Below are 21,025 nucleotides of genomic sequence, written 5' to 3' on the forward strand. Positions count from 1 at the left end.
AAGTTTGTTGCATTTTTAGCATAGCCACCCCGGTTCTACCGTACCTTGACCATTTTCATAGAATATTATTGCTTTTCTGATTACGATTAAATTGTCTTCAATCATCAAAAGCCCCAAAACCGTCAGGATTCCTGCCATCCTTAAGCATTGTAAATTCTTTAAGAAACTGAGAAACCGCAACTGTAGCAAATTCTGGAACCCGTCCCTCTGATTCAATTTTCTGAAGTCTTTCAGCCACTGTATCAATTTCTAGGTATTCATCCAACCATTTCGGGTTTAGTCTAGGCTGGTTATGTACTGCCCAAGCACCAAAAGCTTGCCCTCTTGACTGAGTTAAAAAATGAGATAGGAATATGAGTAGTTGCTCATCAGAGTTAACTTCATTCGTACACCAGACTTTTACCTCATCAGGAGAACCAAACTTTTGCCATAAACGCAATATCCTTGAAAACTGTGAATTGCTCAATAATTCAGATGAATCAATGCTTCTTATTTTTTCAATCCAAATGGATTTTAATTCATCGACACTGTTTATATCCAGTAACGAAAAACTATTAATTTCAGATTGTTTAGAAATTTCCTCCACAAAAATCCCCAACATATAGCTCTGAACACCTATCGCGTGGCCTTGGTTAAAACCATTTTTAAAATATTCCGAACGTTGAAAGTTTTCTACTCGCTTGAGCAGGTGATAAATGATTCTTCCAACCCTTTGTTCATTTCTTAAATCAAATCCACCAGTGTTATCGCTTGGCAAACTTAACTTGTCACCAATATTTAAAAGCTCATTACAAATAATTGAAATATGTTCAGCAGGAATATCTTGTTCTACATAATCCATCAACCGTTCAAGTATTGCTCGAACCTTTGAAAGCCCATCAGGTCTTTTTACAAGACAAGCGGAACATAATTTTTCACCAAATAAGTTTGGCGTTATTACTGAATTGAGAATATCCAATATTTCGCTTCTTCTTATTTCTCCATCGGCGATAGATAATCGGAAGTAAATTGGGAATAAGTCTGGAACACAAACACGCTGACTTTTACGCCAAATTGCTATCCATTCTCCACCATACCCTGTATCCTCAGTTTTTGGAAATATCCTCTGAATTAAAGCCATGGTACTTGCTTGCAAGTTTTCAGGGACATTCTTTTGCCAAGCCGCATGAAATTCCTGCGTAGTATTGTCCCTGCTTCCGCCGTAACGATTGTCTGGTTTATGGCCAGCAAATTTATCCTGATTAGATCGAACAACGTCATATACACCAGGCAGAAAAACCCGTAAAGCTTCGATGGCAATAAAGTCAACTGGATTTACCTCACCGACGACCGTAGGATAAGTTACTGACAAGGTATTTATAAAACGCACAATATCTCTAGGCACTTTTATTAGCTGATTAATGCCTTCATAAAAAACATTGGTCCAGTACGAGTGATCCAACATACCGTCTGGTGTTGCAATCAAGACTTCATCTAGCCGTTTAAATAATGCACTTTGTAACGAGACTCGATCAATTGGTGGCATTTCAAAGGGTACTTGAATTATTTTCTCCAGAAACCGTTCACCGGGTAAACCTGTCTGTTGATTTATAGCCTTAACGGCCACTTCTCGATCAAATGCCAAGAGGTATATGATGTGAGGAAAATCAGCCAGCGCCTTAATCACTGTGAATAGCTGACGCACTTCTTCAGGTGTTAATCTATCAATATCATCAATAATTACCAGAACTCGTTTGTTTTCTTTTAACAAAACCTCAGAAATCATTTTCTTAAGGGCTGGCACGTCTTTGGGTTTGGGCGCAATCAGTTTTAAACCATGCCCAACCACGCCGCCAACGCCAGCTACCGCTCCGGCAAGTTCAACCAAACCACCAATACCTTCTGAAAAATCCGCCAAAATACCAGCTAACCCTTTAAATCCAGCATATTTTTCAGGCAATACAGCCTGCAACTGTCCTAAAAATGCACGCGCCAGATTTTCTTGTCCTGAAAACCACCAAGGATTAAAAGTGACAACTACAGGCCTTTTGTCTTCATCTTGTTGATCAAGATAATGTTGTACATAATTTAATACAGTTGATTTCCCTGACCCCCATGGACCATAAAGTGCAAGAACCAAACCATCATTACTTGGATAACGACTGATACTTTGTGCCAGGTTTTTAGCGAATGGAGCATGACCGAACAGATCATCTTCAGGGTCTATGCTTGGGCGGTCTGCAGACAGAGCAGTCATAGTTAAATACCCCTGTTCATTAAAATAAGTCCATTTGACCGCTATTCTCGGTCGCTTTAGTTTTCCGTTTGCCTCCAGATCCAGAAGTTTTTGCGACTTTCTTTTCATGCAAACCGGCCGCGACCTCTTCGGCGTAGTGCTTGTGATTCAGTTCCAGCAGTCGGTCAAACACTTCAAGGCGGACGGCTTCGCTGATGGTATAGCGGATGCCTTGTTTGGTTTCGTGGAAACCGTGGTTAAGATTTAAGTCTTGCCAGCCATAAGCGTTTGCTACAGCTTTGTCCATTTCCACATGCAGGCGTCGCATTTCAGCTATGTCGGCGGCAGTTTCACCGGTGTTGTGAAAACGGTTATAAGTTTTGGTTAAACCTTCTTGACGCATTTGCATTATGAGCTGCCGATATTGGCAATAGCATTCGCCTATGGTTTCCAAATCATCTAAAGTTGCGGGGAATGGGAAAGTTTCGAAACAATCTGAGGCAGTGTACCTCAAATCTCCTTTCATTGAAGATGCCAGATTTCTAACCCATATTTCATGTATAAAACTTTGCATAACAGCAAAGTGTTTCGGTTTATCTAAGGCAAACACATATGTCGCATGAGAAAAAACTGGTGAAGCTTCTGACATACTAAAAGCTAGAGTTCTACTTGTCGCGGCAACAACTAAAACTAGCTGCTTATCCGCTATAGCCGTATAAAGCTTATCCCTTCTGTCCCAAAACTTCCAAAAGCAGTATTCGTGGATTTGTTTACCTTTTGCAACAAGTATATCCCTATCTGCCTTAACTCTTTCGTTCACAATTTCAATCAAATCTGGATAATCTTCTGCAACTGGATCAGGATAATCAAAAGGTACATAACCGGCTCGTAACCACTGTTTTCGCTGTTCTTCATTTGCTGAAACCCACGCACCATCTACTGTGCGATTAAGTGGAAAATTGCGAAAATTGATGACCCAACGTGACGGCGATTGGTCGGGACGGCTATTTAAATCTTCACCGTTTAGATAAGGAAGTAGACAATCCTTGTTTTTCGGGTTTCGAACAATCAATTCGGTGGCTTCTTCAGGATCAAGCACAAAACCCATACCCAAAACAATAGATCCCTGAAATGACTTATTTTCGTTGGCTTTTAAGCGATATGGCTTACCATGTAAACGTCCTGGTGGCGTTAAGAACGGCGTGATGCCGGCTACCAACGCATCATTTAGAACGAAATCACCCGCCCAAACGCCGCGATAAAGCCAAACGTGAGCCACTTCTAAAGTCGCCTCACCCGGCCAAGGCCGGGATGGCACGGCTCGCGGAATGCTAAAACCCGCTTCCGTCAGTTGATCTAAGCCTACTTCCCTGCTGTCGCCCTGTGAGATGGTGTTAGTAGCCAGCAATCCAGCTGTGCCTTTTTCTTTCAACAATTGCCGGATACGCAAGAAAAAATAAGCGCATAAATCTGCACTGCCTCTTATTCCTTTAGCAAGATGTGCAACCAAATATTCCTTATAATCTGATCCCAAAGATGCGGAAAATTTTTTTCCACCAACAAACGGCGGATTGCCAACAAAGGCATGAAAACCGCTTGCACCGGTAATTTCCGGAAACGCCAACGCCCAATGAAAACAATCCCGTTTACCCAATTGCTGTTGTGCATAACCTTGTAGCTCGGACAACCCTTGAGCCCAGTACACCATCATATGATCGACCAATTCGTCACGTTTTGCATCGTATGCCCTATCGCTTAAACCCTGTAATTCCAACACAATCAACACATCAGCGGCAGCATTCAGCTTGGCGACAGTCTCTTCGGCTTCGACAAACAACGCCACTTTCGCTGCGATCTGATCCGGCGTGTCTGACGGCATCACTTCCAGCGCTTCACGCTTGGTTTTTGCATCGTCGATGTGCCTCCATAAATTCATAGTCGCAAACGAGGTTTGCTTGGTTTCCTCCGGTCGTAAACTGAAATACTCCAGTTGCTTTACCGAGGTAATGCCCAATAGAGAATCACCGCATTTGAAGGCATGATCCAAGAAGGTAAATGGTCGATGTTTATCAATGGTAATCAGCCACATGGACAGCTTAGCCATTTCCACCGCCATCGGGTTAATATCCACACCATACAGGCAGCGATCCGCCACCACCCGCCGGGCTATGGCTATGCGTTCATCAGCATCATCGGGAATCAAGCGTTCGCTGGGTTCGGCTTTGGAAAACTCGCCCTCCGGGCTGATCAGCACTTCACCGGGATGTATACGTTCCTGATTTTCCCAGGCTTCCACCAAGCGTTCGGCCAGAAAGCGGCAGGCTTGCACCAGAAAAGCGCCGGAGCCCATCGCCATATCGCAGACTTTGAGTTCCAGTATTTCCTTAGGCGTCTTCAATCGCCATTGTTCCCGCGGCCAGCCCTCCGCCGGGCCTTGGTAAACTAGCGGCTCCAAGGTATGTTGGACTATGGGCTGCGTCAGCGACGGCGGCGTGTAATGCGTGCCGGTGCTGCGTCTGGTGTTGCCGGCGGTGACGTAGACGCTGCCAGCTAATACCACCAAGGGGCGCTCGAAAGAATCTTCCCGAATCAATGCGGCGAAAGGCAACAGCCGGGTGAATAAATCCTGATCGTGATGACAGGCAATCAACAGTTTGTGCTGATCCAGTTCCAGATCCGACTGCAGGGCTTTCCGCAGTGCGGCCGGGGAACGTCCGGTTTCTTCCTTGAGAAAATCGATTAATTTATCCTGCCCTTGCGCCAATATATCTTCCAGCGTGGCCAGAGGGATTTCCGCCTGTTTTTTTGCGGCGCATTTAATGCCTAAGATGATTTCACCGGCGCGGACTCCAGTATGATCCAGCAAACCTTCATAAACATGACCAATTTGCTCCACACCCAAGGCGCGAAAAGAGACGCGACGGGTTTCGGTAACGCCGCCGGCGCTGGACTTGCTGCGCAAGCGTTGCAGAGAGTTAAGCAAATGCAAAACCACCCGATTATTGACCGCCAAAGGTTCGGCCAGACTAGTGCGCCAGTGACTGCCTCTATCACGACCTTCCAGAAACGGATAACGGTCAGGATCGAACAAGGAGCCACCATAGGCTTGCATCAACAAATCCTGATGATTTACCCCGCCATGCACAGCGCGGAAGCTTGCCAGCAGTCGTGTCCAAGCGTCGTAACGGCGTTCCAACACTTCTTCACCATAACGGTCAGCGACTTCCTGCAATTGTTCCTGCAAGGTGGAGACGGCATAATTCTCATCATAGAGCGGCTTGCCTAGGTGTAACAGCTCGCGTTCTTCCGCGGAAAACAGAAATACCAACCGCATCATCACAGTCAGAGCGGCTTCATATTGATTTTTAGCGCTGACGCCTTGCAATAAGTTTTGATTGTTTTCTCTGTCCAATGCATCAAAAGATTGCACCAATACTTCCACGGCTTCCCGTACCTGATTGCCCAGCTGGTCGGTAACTTCTTGCTGGTCTTGGGCGCTTTCCTTGAGCATAGCCAGTAAAGTGTTATCCGCGGCAACACCGAAAAAACGGTGGCTACCCAACAGGGAATGAAAAGCGCGGAGGGTAATCGCTTCATCCAGCCAGAGACTGGCATCCCATGTGGCATAGCCGGTGATTTCGCCACGCGGCGCATAGACCAGCAACCAATGTTCGCCATTGGTAACTAAACCCAAGGCAACCCCAGCACCGTGCAACAGTTCCATCATGCGGGTGGCGGGTGTGGCTTTCCAGTGTTTGCCAATCAGGGGTTTGTCGAGCAGTTGTTCCCGCGGATAACAGACAATCAGCAGTTGCGCCTGGCCGGCGTTTTCTGTACTTGCGGGTGACAGCAAAGCAAAATCCGGGCGCAAAGTTTCTGCCATTTCCGGCAGACTGGCTTGCAATCCTCCGGGTATGGCTTGACCTTGAGCAAGCAGTTCCGGCGGAAAGACTAATAACTGGCTAAGCACATGCTCTATCCAGGCGTGTTGAATGCCGGGCGCATTGGGTGCTTCCTGCCATTGCTGATAAACGGCGCGTAAGGCTTTGGCTTGTATCGGGTCACGGACATCCAGACCTTGCGGAAACACCCGCAGTAACACTGGTAGCGAGACGAACGGGCCGGAAACCTCTACTAAAGACAACCAATCGGCATGATGGCGGGGAATACTGGGATGGCTCATAGCTTACCCCCGGTAATTTCCAGCACAGCTTTACGCGGTATCAACCAGGTGACCGCCACCGGAAATAAACGGGCACTGGGGTTGGCGAAGCGGGCGCGGATATGCTCAGCTTCGCGGGCGATTTCGTCCGGGATTTCCGCTACCCGACGGCGCAAGGCGGACAAATCGCGTTCATGCTGTTGCTTGCCTAGGTCGTCATCCATTAAGAATATATCGAGTTGCTCTATTTGTTGCGGGGCCAGTTCGGCCTGAATGGAGCGGAGTAATTCAGTCATGATGGCAGTCATCTTGCTAACTTCGGATTCTGCACGTTCTTGCAGAGTTTTTTCCAGGTTTTTGGTGCGCTCATTACAGCGAGCATCTAAGGCTGCCAGCAATGCCTCTTTATGATTGGGCCAAAGGTTTTGAAATCGGGCTTCAATTACGGCCGTCGCGGGAATTTCCGTAGTGGCTTCAAAGGCGGTTTTGGTTTGACCAACATTTAACCTGTTAAATTTACCACCGTTAAGAGCGCCACCGGCAATAATGATTTCTTCATGCAATCTATGGTTATCGCCGCCTAATACCACGATACGGCCATGGGCGATCAGCACCGGATGGCTTAAGGCAGAATCGTCGGTTATGCAGGCGGACACGCGGGATAAATGCTTGGTTTGACTATCCAGCGACCAGATTTCGGCGCGGAGCAGCCGCAAGCACATTTGCACCAGTCTGTGGTTAAGGTGCGCCAGCACCACATCGTCTCTGCCGGTGGCTAAGCAGGCATCAAATACTATGGGTCGGCGTTTTTTGCTGTGTGGATGATCAAGACCATCGACGCAGTGCGCCCAGCTATTGGATAGGGCCGGCAAATGAAATACCGGGCAGGTTTTACGTAGACCGGTGGGATCGGGCCAGATACCGTCTATCTCTAGGGGGATTAAGGCGGGCTGCTCGGCCAGTTCCAGGCCGACACGCACAACATTTTCGACATGCTCAGGGGTAAGATTCAGGTCGTGCTGGGTCTGGTGTAACTGGCCGGCGAGTTTTTCCAGTTGTTCACGCAGTTTGCGCTCAAATTTGAGCATGCGCCGCACCGGTTCCGCGTCTAGTTCCGCGCGACTGGTATCCAGTTGCTTGCGTTTACCAAGCATGGCTTCTTCTACTTGCTGGGCAATCACCGGGCCGACTTTGCCAAGATCTTCGCGGATGGTTTCCACTTTTAGCGCGGCGCGCATCAGGAATTCCAAATCCGCTTCCAACTCCCCTACTTTGCCGACTGATTGCGCGGTTTTAAAGCCTTTGCCGACAAAATGGTGGATATGCACTTCATCAGCTTTTTGTCCGTGCCTATCTACCCGGCCATTACGTTGCTCCATGCGATTAGGGTTCCAGGGGATTTCAACATGGATTAAGCGCGAACAGTAGTTTTGCAGGTTGACGCCTTCCGAGGCGGCATCGGTTGCCAACAGTATCCGCACCGTGGACTCTTTAGGGTGGGTCTGAAAAGCGGCTTTGATCGCTTCGCGCTGATCATTAGGCATACCGCCGTAAATCATGGCTAGCCGGTCATTTTCGGCAAATCCTTGTCTGGCAAACAAATCGAACAGCCATTTTTGCGTGGCGCGGTATTCGGTAAAAATGATAACGCGTTCTTCATTCCAGACACCCTCAGGACGTAAGGTGTTTTTAAGCCAGTTAATCAGGGTATCGGCTTTGCTGTCCGGGCGCTGGCTGTTCTTGACGGCGTAGTTACTGAGTTGCTGCAGCAGTTGCTGTTCTTCGGCAAGCAAGGGCGATAGCGCCTGACTGATGGAGCTGACCGCTTCGGCGGTTTCTAGTTCGTATTCTTCATCGTCGGCGTAATCGTCGGAAAAATCAGTGATGTCGCGGCTATAATTGATGGCTTTGGTTTTACTGCCAACACTGGCAATATGTTTTTCCAAGGTACTGCCGAAGGCCGCCGGGGATGAAAAGAGACGCTTTTTGAGTAGTTTCAGCACAAATTCGGCGGCCATGCGTTCGCCGTCACTGGTCGCCTGTTTCAGTCGTAATTCCGAATAGCGTTGCAAGGCTTTATGGGCCTGACGCTCTTCCTCGGTATAAGGAACTTCCAGATGTTTAACTATACGTTCGGCAAAGCGCCGGCTGCCGTCCCAGCGTAGCTTGAGTTCTGACTTCATGCGCCTGACCATCACTGCTTCGAGCTGGGCGCGATCCGGTGTGATGGCTCGGGCGAAACGCTGGCTGTCCAGCAATTCCAGCAGCGCGGCGAAACTTTCTCTGTAGCCGTTATGTGGGGTGGCGGATAAGAATAGTTTGTGTTCAAAATGCGGAGCTATTGTTCGCATGGCCTGGGTGCGCATGGAATCGGTCGCGTATTTGCCGCGGCCTGAGGGAGCGATGTTATGGGCTTCGTCGACGATCAACAAATCGTAAGCGCGAGGGTAAGTTGGCTCATCACCCGCGGGCAAGGTTTCCCGAAATGAACGTAAAGGCCGTTCACGCTTGAGATAATCGGTAGAGGTAATCAGCCGCGGAAAATGCGTCCAGGGATTGACGTGTATACCGCGCTTACGTCGCAATTGGCTGATGGCGGCGCTATCGATAATACGGAATTCCAAGCCAAATTTATCGCGCATTTCTTCTTTCCACTGCACTTGCAAGGAAGACGGGCAGACTATTAACACCGAGCGTACCCGGTGGCGTAAGATCAGTTCCTGGACTACCAAGCCGGCTTCTATGGTTTTGCCTAAACCAACGTCATCGGCAATCAGCAGATTGACACGCGGCATAGACAGCGCCCGGACTACCGGATCAAGCTGGTAATCGTCTACTTCGATACCACTACGAAATGGGGATTGCAGTGCGCGATCATCGGCTTGAGAGACTGCACCCCAGCGAACCGCATCCAGAAAAGCTTGAAGGCGTTTCGGGTGATCAAAGCTGTCTGGGTTAGGAAGTGTGGATTTTTCGTGAACCGAGGTTCCAGGTTCCAGTTCCCAAATTACTTGCAGTTCTTCGCCTAGACCATCGTCCTCTACTGAAGAAAGTTTAATAAGATGACTGGTTTTACCTGATTCTGTTACCAATCCAGGGGCTGATGGGATGATTTCAGTGACGACGAAGGGGCGCTTACGCACGATGGCAAGCTGTCCGATTTCTGGTGTCGTCTGCATTTTCTCTCCCTGATAAGCGATCTCTAACTGAATTGTGGGCTAGCATCTTATTAAGTCCATTTTAAACCAATAAGGCTTTTAATAGGTGTTTCGATAACAAAACAGTGTTCGATTTATGATCAAACCTTGCATCTTCCGGTTAAATCGCTAATTTCGTTCATTTTGGCGCGACCCACTTGGAATAATCCTGCACCTTATCCCGAATCTTGCCCAGCATATCCACTTGCCGCCTGATTTCGGCAAATTCGGTTTCCAGCTCTTCGATAATCTCCGCCTCCCAGTCCGGTTCGTTTTTTAGCATTTTCTCCAGCGGATAGCGGTAACTGCGGCCTTTGCGGATATAGATGGCAATCACTTTGTCCTCGAAATCTTTCCGAATTTTCTTGATCCGAAACCATTCAATGCTGAAGGACAGGCAGTGCTCTCTGCGGCGGATTCTGACGCCAATATGTCCCCGTTCCGATTTGTCATGCTGTTTTTGGCCTTGCGCCAATCTGGCCCAGTAATCGTCTACTAGCAACTTGGCTTGCTGATAAAGATCCTCAATTTTCAGCTCTATCCAGGCCAGAAAATGTTCTTCAGTAAGATCGGCTACTATCTGTAAATCGTCATTGTGCAACATCGTAAAAAACCTATATTTAACTTTTGGGATTTAGCATGTAAATCCCTAGTGAAAAAACGTGCAAAAGTCGGTTCTGTCTCTGAGTTTTGCCGGAAAAATTTAACGCAAAAACCTAGCAAACTAATTGCTTATTAGTATCTGATTTCATTGGCAATATTGACGCAACCTATCTTTGTATTTTTGGTGGTTTTCCCTAATATAGGGTTTTTGGTAAAATTTTCAGTTTTCCCTATAATAGGTTTTTGCTAAAGCCATAATTTGTGTTGTACTGATATTTGTTATTTCAAATCAACAGCTTGCGCTAACCGATTTTCTTAGGGTTTTTAAGCCTAAAACTGTAGGTCTTCAAAACGGCAAGCGCAGAGTATTTTGCCGGTCATTACCGGCAATATTGCTAAAAACCTACTTAGGATTTTTACCCTTAAATCCCTATAGTATTTGGGATAGCTGATAGCGCTAGACAGCTAGTTTTCAAACTGTTTTCCCTAATAAAATTTATTTTCGGGTTCCCTAGCTTGGTTTTTAGACTGAGTTATTTCACCCTTCTTGCCGATAGAAATCCCTCAGTATTTGGGATTTACCTCTTACAAAGCCTAAATAGGCATTACCAAAACACGTTCATGCTATTGCCGCAGACCTTTAGCCAACATTGCCATTGTGTAACGAATTTTTTTTCGTGTTGCTTGCGAAAAATCGCAAATTAGCGATTTATTGCAGAAGACTATGAAAAATTTTCAAGGACAATAATCCAGGACAGTCCAAAGGCTTTGAAAATTGATTTCAGTTGGAATCAGCGACGAATTCGGCGCATTGGCATTTTAATTTAATTTTTTTTAACCCTATTGCAGCTAATGGCAAATACGACATTTGCTGCAATCGTAATAGCAATCAATTTATGGACAATAGGCACATATCAAAACTACTTAATAGGACGACTCATGACGCTTATCAAAATTTCGTTACTGCGGATCAAAAACTTTATTGAAAGCCTTCAAAAATATAACTTACCTGAAGTTAGGAGAACAATTATGTCCCGTCTACCCGAGGCTGGTTATCTGCGCTTGGTGCAAATCATCGGCAATTCCAAAGTGCAACCACCGATTCCGGCCATAATTCCGGTCAGTAAATCCACTTGGTGGGCTGGCATTAAAACCGGGCGCTATCCGGCCCCGGTGAAATTGGGGCCGCGTATCAGTGCTTGGCGGGTGGAAGACATTCGGGCATTGATAGAGCGGACAGCCTGAGGGTGGATGGCTGAAATATGCTGCAAACCCATTATTACCCGAAATTGCCTCCCTTCGGTAGAGCCTTGGCTTGCAGACTGCAATCCGTTCATCCGCCCTGGCTGGTGGTGGTCTGCATTGGCCGCGATTGCTGGCAGCGGGCAAGACACTGGCAGAAAAATCAAACCCTATGGGCTTTGGTCATGCCGGCGTCCAAGCCGGCTTCCTGGTATATCTGGCAGGTGCTTGAACTGTGTGTGCTGATAGACTGGGATATAGGCCCGAGTCGTGATCAGATTATTGAACTGGTGAAAATCCTATTGCTCTCCGGTGCTGAGCAAGTCACCGTCCGGCCTTGCTGGGTTGATGTCCGGCAACCGGCTGTCGAGTATGATGCGTCAAAACCGGTGGGTGAGCGTTGGGTTCAGGTGCGAGAGCAGATCGTCACCTATATTCGTTGTCCGCAGACCGGCATGGCGAGGGCGCTATGAATGAATTTCTGCCAGAGACCATTGAGCTGGATTTTCCGGATGATAGCCACACTGCAGTGAGATATGGCAAAAAACCTCTGTCTGACCCTAAACCGGTTGATGGCTCGCGGATGGGGTTGGTAGTGCTTCCAGAGCCATTGCGGGGAAATACCTCGTTACCGCCGATAGACAAACTTGCTTTAAGTAAGGAACCTGCGTCAGCCAGTGCTGAGCCACAAAGTATTTTTAACATGGATGAATATACCGGTGTTACTGGTGTTACCGGTGCTACCGCCAGTGAATTCAAGGTTTCCAGCGCTAACCCGATAGTAACATCGCATGATTTTGGTGTTACCGGAATAGCTAGCGGAAACTCGATAGATCAAAACCAGTTTCCAGATCCCGGCAGCCGTCCTTGTTACCGTGTCTATGAAACTGGCTGCGGCCCGAATTTAAGCTGTCCTCCCGGCGTGTATTATCACTGTTTTGGCAAGTCCGCCCCAAAAGCGCCGCCTATCCTCCATGATGTGCGCCTTTGCGGCGTCCTCCATGTCACCGCGATTGCCCGGAACAAACAAGGGCATGAATTTGGCTTGATTTTAGAATTCAAGGATAAACTCGGCCAGCCTAAACGTTGGAATATGCCTAGCCGTTTGTTGGGCGGTCGCGGCGATGAATTGCAGAAGGAATTGTTCGATAACGGCCTGGACATCAATTATCTGCAACGTAGTAAACTGGCCGACTACATCAGCCGGCAATCTCCGGCAAAAACGGTCTGGACAACATCAGTCTGTGGTTGGTTTGACCAGGTATTTGTATTACCGCATCGGGTGGTAGGGGATGCCACCGAAGACGTTTGGTTTCAAGCGGACTCAGCGCCAAATTTGGTTTCGAATGGTTATCGGGCGTCCGGTTCGCTGCTTGAATGGCAACATCAGGTCGCCCGGTTTTGTCTGGGTAATCCCTTGCTGTTGTTGAACGTCTCGCAAGCGTTTAGTGGCGCTTTACTGGGTAAATGCCAGTTGGACTGTGTGGCTGTGCATGTATTTGGTGGTTCGAGTCAAGGCAAAACCAGCGGCATGTTGCTGGCGGGTAGTATCTGGGGCGAACCGAAACGCTATAACCGCTCCTGGACGGCTACCCTGAATGGCTTGGAATCTGCAGCACTCAGCGTCAATGACGGTTTGTTATGCCTGGACGAAATGAGCAAGGCCGATGCCGCAGATGTGAGCAAATCCCTGTATATGCTGGCTAACGGCATGGGAAAACAGCGTTCTACTATCAGTGGAAAGACTAAAGCTTTGCACATCTGGCGGGTGTCGATCCTGTCCAATGGCGAAGAGTCGATAGAGGCGCATTTGCAGAAAGCCGGCCTATCCGCCAAAGCCGGGGAACTGGTGCGTTTTCTGCAGTTGCCGGTGTTTGGTCTGTATGGTGCTTTCAGTGAACTGCATGGCATGAAGTCCGGTCGGGAGTTTTCGGCGCTGCTGGCCCGCAATGCGGCGCACGTTCACGGTAGCGCCGGGCTGGCCTTTCTGGAAAAACTCACAAGGGATGAACGCGATTTCTCTGAATATTTGGATCGTTTTCTGGCTATCTTCGAAAAACAGCATGGCCCATTATCACCGCAAGAAGGCCGGGCGGCACGGGGATTTGCCTTGATCGGCCTGGCCGGTGAACTGGCTAGCGAATATGGCGTAACCGGCTGGCCGGAACGAGCGGCAATGGATGCCGCGCTGGTATGTTTTGGCGAGTGGCGCAAACATCGTGGCCCCGGTGAGCTGGAGCCCAAAAAACTGATCGAAGCTGTCCGCCAGTATATTGAACTGTATGGCGACTCACGCTTTACTAAAACGGATGACAATTCTCGTTTACATGGTGAACGTTCCGGTTACTGGCGTATGACAGACCAAGGCTACAAACAATGGTTGTTCAGCTCTGCCGGTTTGAAAAAGGCGATTGGGAATACGGATTTCCAGCCAGCCGTGCAACTATTGATCAAGGAAGGCGTGTTGAAACGTGGCCCAAAAAAGTACGTCACGCTGGTGAAAATCCTGGGCGTACCAGACTGGTTTTACGTGATTCAGCTTCAGGATGACGATCATGCTGGATGAAGTGATCAATTATTATCTGCAATCAGCCGAAACGCTTGCAGTGACCGCTTTCCCTGAAAATACGGTAACACCAGTAACACCCGCCATAAATTCGGTATTACCGCTACAAGCCGCAGCAGCACAGGCGGTAATACCGGTAACACCTGAAAAACGAGTAACGCAAACAAAATCCAAAAACGAGCTGTTAGCATCGGATAAGGCAAAACTATTGTCATACCTCGACGCCATCGGCGAAACTGATCAGGAAATGATCAATGATTTTTTGGACGAATGCGCCGGTAATCCGGAAATTTTGATATATTCCTTGCAGTTGGCTGAGGATACTTTACGGGTTAGGCGTGGCGATACCGCTGGCTTGGTGCGTTGCATGGGGTGTAAGCACTTAACTGTTGATACCTGTAATTTGTTTGGCTGGCGGATTGTGCTTGATAAATGGCGGCGGTGTGCGGATTTTGATCAAAATAGAGATGGACCGATAATTTAATTTGGCTGTATTTCTCTGAGACCGGCAATCGGATCTGGCTCTAACACATTTAGGCTGCCTTTTATCCTGATTTAAGCAATCTGCGTTTATAATTAAGGTCTTTCTGCCTCAAGGAATGAACCCATGGCCAGACCTTATTCACATACCCAGTTTTTCCGGAGGGTTCCCAATGCGCTGTTGGCGCGTTATTTTCAGGATAAGCATGGGGTTTTGCTGGACGTTGATTTTACTAAGCTAAAAGAAACTGAGGTAGAGCTTGTTTTTAAAGGGTTTAATGCCTTATCTGAAGAGAAACATTTGGCGATTGAAGCCGAATGCCAGAACATTGATGGCATGACCTGTAAAGGTGGTATTACCGCTTTGGCTGATGAGGCAGGTTTTCATCTGGATAGCCATTTTCTCCAGGCAATTGAAGATACTCATGGCTAAAAATTATTCGACAAGGAGTTTCTTTCGGCAAATGCCTAATGCTTGGCTGGATTTGTATTTTAAAAGCAAAGGTATGTTTGTTGATTTGGATTTTTCAGCAATGAAAGAGACAAAACCGGATGCCCTATTTGATGCATGGTTAGAGTTATCAGATAGTCAACGTAAACATCTTGATGCCGAGTTGCTCGAAATTTTCGAGATGTGTAATGCTAAAGGATTTCAGGCGATCATTGATGAAATGCATTGGCAGTTTCGCAATTACCCAGAAGAAATAGTCGCTTATGTAGAATTATTATCCTCCTTGCCCAACCATTTTGAACGGGCGATGTTTACTTTTTTATCATTCACTATGTGCTGGCCAGGAGCGGTTCGGTTTCACCATGCCGATGTGCTTACCTACTGGCGTAAACGTAACCATCTACCTAATAAACCAGCAGCAGTCGATGAAGACAGCCTTAAACAATTAGCAATGGAGATTGCAAACTACTACCACACTATTGAAGGTCGAGGCAAAAACTGTGTAGTTGAGCCTTTTCGTCGTGGAGAGTTAGATTATTTCTTTGCTTATCCAGAAGATTACTCTCAACGAAGCATTGAATGGGTGGATGGTGACTTCAATCATCGCCCGCATAATCCTGCTCTTGAAGTGGTTTTTGTTTATTCACAAAAAGAAGGTTCTTTGGACTTGAATTTTCGCGGTTCCAAAAAACCATTGGAAATTTTACAGGGGATGTTCTGTACGACGATCCTTAAATTAAAGGAATTACCTCCTGACCCAAAAGATGTTCGGGTTTATAACCTAAATCCTTTGCGATCTAAAAGTTTTAATTTTGTATATAGAATGAGTAGTCGTATTCAATCAGTGACAGTAAAAAAGCTAAGGTTGTCCTCTCGCCATAAGAAAGGTGATCGGATTACCGTTGAAGCCGATACCAATGATGACTCTAAAGCAATTTATGCTTTGTTGGAAAAATTAGGTAAATCAATTCCGCTACATCAATTTAATGTTTCCCAGGTTGAGCTTATAGCAATATTACAGTCCGATCCTGAAAAACCAACCAAGTCCATAACTATCCGGATTAGTCATCCAAATTCTTGTTCATTGAAATATGATGAAGTAGATTTACAATTACGCAAAATGTTAGCGGATTCTGGAATTGAGCCTAAACCTGAATCCGAAATTGCTATCCCATGGGATAGCGATTAGTCATGAGACCAGTGGACGCAGTGATTGAACTTTTTGACCGATTTGCAGCTTACCAAACCGAAAAGGTATTCATAACTGAAGCGGAACTGTCTGATTGGCCTATTGCTGCTTATTCGGCAATGAAAAAGCAACGTATCATCAGCAAGGCGAAAGCTGCAAAAAGTGCTGTGTGTCCTGGTTGTGAGCAAGAATGCATTATGCCGGTACATGTGTTACCTGATGATTACCGAACTCCAGAACTGTTTGTATTATGCGATAAGCGTAGTGACACCAACCGGGTAAAGATAAAGGCAACAGATTTAATGCAATGGTATTGTAATGCCGAAGCGATATGCCGGTTTATTGCTGATGCTTTGGGTCTCAGGCGCACTGAACAAACTTCAGACTTGGCTAACCATTGGTATATTGGCGTGGCTACCGGGAATAAACGCAGCCAAATGTTATGTTTGCAGGTTGATGATTTTTGTATGCTGGTGGCTGGGGGTAACGCTTTACCCCTTGCGGATTTTATTAGATTCGATAGTGAGCTTTATACACTGGATGTCGGTATGCTCACTAAGTTGGTCGACACTGCCAATACTGCTGATGATCGTTATACGCCAAGTACTGCCAAACAGGAGGTGCGAAAGCAGGAAACCCAAGAGATGTATAGGGATTGGCAGAAGGAATATAAGAAGTTAAAGCGTGCGAATACGAATATGAAAGATACGGATATTGCTAGGAAGATTTCCCGAATGGTCATTGCAAGTGGTCGAAGTGCGGATACCATCCGGAAATGGATGGTGAAGTGATTTAAAAAAATACTGAATTAAGTAACGTTGTCACACACTCAATATATGTGTTTTTACAAGAAAGTTTTGAAAATGTGTACTTGAAAATAATAATTTGTTTTCAGTGAACATAGTGTATGTATTGTCCAACCTTAATTCTTATTTAATATTAAGAGTAAATATCAAGCTTGAGAGTTTAACCATGCCTTCATTTAGTGAATTCCTTTTACAAATTCAAAACATAGACAACATTAATGCTATTCCTTATCGTAAAGACTTAGTTGAATATGATAATTACGTTTACATAGGATGTGGAAATTCACCTGCCAAAGGGTTACTTCTTAACAACAAAGTAAACGAAATGAAATATTCATCTGTAACGAGGCTAGTCTTAGATATGCCAGATGACATTTTGGATAACTGGGTGGTATGGCACCAAAGACCTCTCACTCCTGTTCAAACACTAGAAAAAATTGTACTTGTTGTTGAAGATGCGAGTCCAGATTCTATTTTAACTCTATTCATCTTATTGGCCAAACTCAACGGGGTAGATTCTTCAGAGATTCCAGCAAAATGGCTAGCTGCTATTGATAACTGGGAGAAAATAGGAAATGCTTTTAATCCTGAAACATCATGGTGCGCCCTCTCTTCATCACTTATTCATGCCCGTTTTCCTAAAAATCATCCAATTGATGACACAATTTATAGAACCACATGGAAAGATGCTTTACGTTTTCTTTCTGAATGTATAAGTGAGAATCATAATCCAGAAAATCTCCCGAGTATGTTTCATCTTGAGCAATGGAGAGCTGCTAACGCAGCGTTAAAACAAGAGAGACTTGCTTATCTAGATTGGTTAACTCATGCCACTATCGTGCAGGTTTCATTACCACTTAGCCATGGTCTTCGAAGGCGCCTGCTTGATGCACTTATCTTCGTAGAAGACGAAGCAACTGGTGCAGCCAAGACCTACTATCGTAATGATCGAGAGAATTCACCAATGGGAGAAGGATTTGGCTTTGCAGCGCACTATCGACCAACAGCAAAACCCGGTGATAATATTACTATATCTGTTGATCCTTTTACAGGGACTAACCTTTATGAATTATGGACTGAACTTGAACATCTAGAGAGTTTAGCTTGGCAAGCCGCTGGGGAAATTAGACCGACGGATGATCCACGTCTTGTAAACACAATTATTGGGAATACATTTAATGAACCATGGTTCATTAATTTAGACAAAACATTGATTGCTGCACCAAGAGAACTAAGTGAAGGCCGTCCAGGTTCAAAACTTTCTTGGAATGATGTAAGAGAAGCAATTTGGCGTGTGTATTATCCGCTACAGGATGCAATGGTACACACGATACCAGGCAGTTCCATTTTGGTACCTTTGAATAATTTAAGATATGAATCAATTTCAGATACTGGTCAAGACAATACATATTCGAAGCGATTTTTGATAGCACACTGGCCACATGGGAATTCAAGCAGAGTTACAACATACGCACTTTCAAACGCGCCAATTACTTACCGAATACTTGCCGGGATGATTCAAAATAATCCTAATGAGCATCATTCACTTGATGATCTTCCAAATCCAGATACTTGGCAATTCATATCGCTAAGTGGTGGATTTGCACTAGTTACAGGAAAAGGACTGTTTGTACTTGATGATTGGAGTCAAAACAAACTTAACATCCAGGCGATACGTGATACTTTCAATTCTGCCGCAATCTTAGATAATAAATTGCGTGCGCTGAATATTGAACAGTTAAAGCCATTGCTTGAGCGCGTAAGCATAATTTTAAGAAAAAAAGGGAATCGTAGCGGTATTAGTGAAGCTTTATATGAAGCAAGTATGGTTAGAACAACACTAGCTGAACTTCGGGGTAATCATGTAATTCCTCCCGAGGATATTGATGCTTGCGCTATAAAAAACGCACTTGAAAATAGGTGGGCACTTGTTCAAAGACTTGCCGCGATTGATTCTGAAGCTCAAGCGTTGGAAAATTCAATGCGGACTTTGATTGAGTTGGGTACGAACCAAATTAATCGCTGGATAGGAGTTCAAGGTTTTGCCTTAGTAGTCGCCCTAGGTTTAGCTGAACCAGTCGCAAAGTTCAGCGAAAAAATAATGAAAGTTAGCAATGGACAAGCTGATGCATTTGGTGAGCATATTTTAATTTCTGCAACAGCGATTTTTATTTTTTTATTATCAGTGTTCTCTGCATGGAAACGTCGTGAAGATCCCATTATCAAAAATAAAAGAATTTCGCAATCAAGAACAGATGATGGCTAAGATACTGGAGAAGAAAAGATTATAAAAACTCACTTCACAAAGATTAACCCTAGTATTTAAATTAGACATGTTAAAATACCATGAACAACAGGTTGATGACTTGGTAAACAATTATCTATGAATAAAATATGGTTTTATAACCTATAGGGTGAAACTTAACCTATGAAACAAAAATCAATACTAATTTCTTGAGAAATTAGAAATAATCCTATTTTTTCTCTGTTACTGGCTCTACTAGTTCCCAGCCTCCAGGGCAATTACTTATGTATGGATAATAGCCTTTTGGTTTTTTGCAATAGTGCCAGAATTTATCTTGTATATTGTGCTGTGCATTTAGTAATTTTTCAATTTTTTCAATATCAGTATTGTATATATGAAAATTCTTAAATATTGCAATTCTATTTAATAGTTCTGAGTTAAAAACATTATGGATATCCTTCGGATATTTATTGTATTTATTTAAGATATCTTCCGCAAGATTATATTTATTATTTAATGAATATGCTATCACTAATAATCCATTAGCTGATAGAGAGTCTGGCAAAAAGGAAATAGCTTTCTTTGCTGATTGAATCGCCTCAATAAATTGATGATTGGTGATATTGATCCTTGCAAGTAATTCATATTGATCTGCCAAAATCCTTTTAGTAGAGATACGCTCAGACTTTGCCAAAATATCATGCTCCAAAAGTCCTACTGATTTTTCCAACAGGCGAGTTGCTTTAGCCAATCCCGAAAACCCACGATCTATACTTACGTTAGCTAAGTCATGATAATTTCTACAAAGGGCAAAGACAATTTGGTATGAATTAGGATATTTATCATTTAAATTCTCCAGAATTTCAAGAGCAGTTTTATAAGACTCTATGGCTTTATGACTATCTTGTTTTGAGAAGTAATAAAATCCTATTTTATTATAAAGCCTTGAAAGATACAGTCGATGGATTTTATTATCTTGATTATCGTTAGATAGTATTTCAAGCTCAGACAAAGCTTCGTTATACTTATCTATCATTAAATCAAAATTATTGTAATATTGCATATTTTTGTAAAATTGTATATTATTTTGAGTAGAAAAAACTATTTCGTAACTATCTTGATAACCTAATATTGAGAAAATTTTAGAATAAACATAACCAGGCATATTTTGGCTGTTTGATTTCAGCCGATCTAATATTTTAACCATTTTTTCATTAGCTAAACTTTTCTCGGACGAGAGCATGGTAGTCCTATAGTACTGAGAGTAAATTGCAGATAATATATTTTCATAAAATGGTATTTCTGGATATTTTTTAGTGAGGTTTTCAAATTCACTAACCAAATTATCTACGATATTTTCTATGCCATTTTGGTTATATACCTGGGAATAAAAGCCAAAATATAAATCATAGGCATGATAATCTGGATTATCTGGAAACTCATTGGATAACTCACTGAGATAGTTTTTAGACTCTTTAAAATAACTTTTTTCTGGGTCATATCCTTCCATTAAGGTTGAAATCACCCCCCTTTTATATAAAGACAAAGCTAATTCAAATTTATATTTTTTTAATTTAGGATGCTCGGCTACCAATGATTTTAAAAGTGTCAAGCCATTATCATAATCTACAGATGGAGATGTTTCAAAATCGCGGTAATTTATAAGCATAGGCAAGAAACTAGCTTGTATTTCACCAAAGTTTAATTTCATGAGAGTTACAGATTTTATGAATTTATATCTTGCCACATCTGGATATTTAGCTAATAAAGAATCAATTAATACTAAGCCTTCTTCACCCACTTTGAATGCTGAATCAGTATCAAAAGTAATTTGCATTAAACCTGAATCCGTGTTCAGGCTCGCATAAT

General features: G+C 44.5%; 13 protein-coding genes. 8 read left to right on the forward strand and 5 right to left on the reverse strand.

Annotated elements, in window-relative coordinates; genetic code table 11:
- Nucleotides 1–97: 97 nt before the first annotated feature.
- From KEF85_RS09935 to mobI, 4 genes are all read right to left on the reverse strand, one after another.
- A complete protein-coding gene (locus tag KEF85_RS09935; RefSeq protein WP_215580062.1) occupies nucleotides 98–2,344 on the reverse strand; it encodes a KAP family P-loop NTPase fold protein in 2,247 nt (748 codons plus the stop codon).
- Nucleotides 2,256–6,398, reverse strand: coding sequence for an Eco57I restriction-modification methylase domain-containing protein (locus KEF85_RS09940; protein WP_215580064.1), 4,143 nt, complete (start codon nucleotides 6,396–6,398; stop codon nucleotides 2,256–2,258). Before KEF85_RS09940 ends, KEF85_RS09935 begins: the two co-directional genes overlap by 89 nt.
- On the reverse strand, nucleotides 6,395–9,556 hold the full coding sequence (drmD, locus tag KEF85_RS09945; protein ID WP_215580066.1) for a DISARM system SNF2-like helicase DrmD: 3,162 nt from the start codon (nucleotides 9,554–9,556) through the stop codon (nucleotides 6,395–6,397). The genes KEF85_RS09940 and drmD overlap by 4 nt, the downstream gene beginning before the upstream one ends.
- Nucleotides 9,557–9,713: 157 nt before the next feature.
- A complete protein-coding gene (gene mobI / locus KEF85_RS09950; RefSeq protein WP_215580068.1) occupies nucleotides 9,714–10,178 on the reverse strand; it encodes a conjugative transfer protein MobI(A/C) in 465 nt (154 codons plus the stop codon).
- Nucleotides 10,179–11,206: 1,028 nt separating this feature from the next.
- Between mobI and KEF85_RS09955 the strand changes: the two genes are divergently transcribed.
- From KEF85_RS09955 to KEF85_RS09990, 8 genes are all read left to right on the forward strand, one after another.
- Entirely contained in the window at nucleotides 11,207–11,422 is a 216-nt protein-coding gene (locus tag KEF85_RS09955) for a helix-turn-helix transcriptional regulator (protein WP_215580070.1), read from the forward strand.
- A gap of 17 nt (nucleotides 11,423–11,439) precedes the next feature.
- Nucleotides 11,440–11,892 (forward strand): hypothetical protein, encoded by a 453-nt coding sequence (locus tag KEF85_RS09960; RefSeq protein WP_215580072.1) that lies wholly within the window; start codon nucleotides 11,440–11,442, stop codon nucleotides 11,890–11,892.
- Entirely contained in the window at nucleotides 11,889–13,985 is a 2,097-nt protein-coding gene (locus tag KEF85_RS09965) for a DUF927 domain-containing protein (protein WP_215580074.1), read from the forward strand. The genes KEF85_RS09960 and KEF85_RS09965 overlap by 4 nt, the downstream gene beginning before the upstream one ends.
- The gene (locus tag KEF85_RS09970; protein ID WP_215580076.1) at nucleotides 13,975–14,469 is read left to right on the forward strand and encodes a hypothetical protein; all 495 of its coding nucleotides are present in this window, start codon (nucleotides 13,975–13,977) and stop codon (nucleotides 14,467–14,469) included. The genes KEF85_RS09965 and KEF85_RS09970 overlap by 11 nt, the downstream gene beginning before the upstream one ends.
- Before the next feature lie 123 nt (nucleotides 14,470–14,592).
- On the forward strand, nucleotides 14,593–14,898 hold the full coding sequence (locus KEF85_RS09975) for a hypothetical protein (protein WP_215580078.1): 306 nt from the start codon (nucleotides 14,593–14,595) through the stop codon (nucleotides 14,896–14,898).
- Nucleotides 14,891–16,105 carry a hypothetical protein gene (locus KEF85_RS09980; RefSeq protein WP_215580080.1) on the forward strand — a complete coding sequence of 405 codons (1,215 nt, stop codon included), beginning with the start codon at nucleotides 14,891–14,893 and terminating at the stop codon, nucleotides 16,103–16,105. Before KEF85_RS09975 ends, KEF85_RS09980 begins: the two co-directional genes overlap by 8 nt.
- 2 nt (nucleotides 16,106–16,107) lie before the next feature.
- Complete coding sequence (locus tag KEF85_RS09985; RefSeq protein ID WP_215580082.1) at nucleotides 16,108–16,896, forward strand: hypothetical protein; 789 nt, start codon at nucleotides 16,108–16,110, stop codon at nucleotides 16,894–16,896.
- Nucleotides 16,897–17,077: 181 nt separating this feature from the next.
- Nucleotides 17,078–19,177, forward strand: a complete 2,100-nt coding sequence (locus KEF85_RS09990; RefSeq protein WP_215580084.1) for a hypothetical protein — start codon at nucleotides 17,078–17,080, stop codon at nucleotides 19,175–19,177.
- A gap of 208 nt (nucleotides 19,178–19,385) precedes the next feature.
- On the opposite strand, the gene KEF85_RS09995 is transcribed toward KEF85_RS09990, so the two are convergent.
- On the reverse strand, nucleotides 19,386–20,993 hold the full coding sequence (locus KEF85_RS09995) for a tetratricopeptide repeat protein (RefSeq protein ID WP_215580086.1): 1,608 nt from the start codon (nucleotides 20,991–20,993) through the stop codon (nucleotides 19,386–19,388).
- Between the last annotated feature and the right edge of the window lie 32 nt (nucleotides 20,994–21,025).

Source organism: Methylomonas paludis (assembly GCF_018734325.1).
Taxonomy (GTDB): Bacteria; Pseudomonadota; Gammaproteobacteria; order Methylococcales; family Methylomonadaceae; genus Methylomonas; species Methylomonas paludis.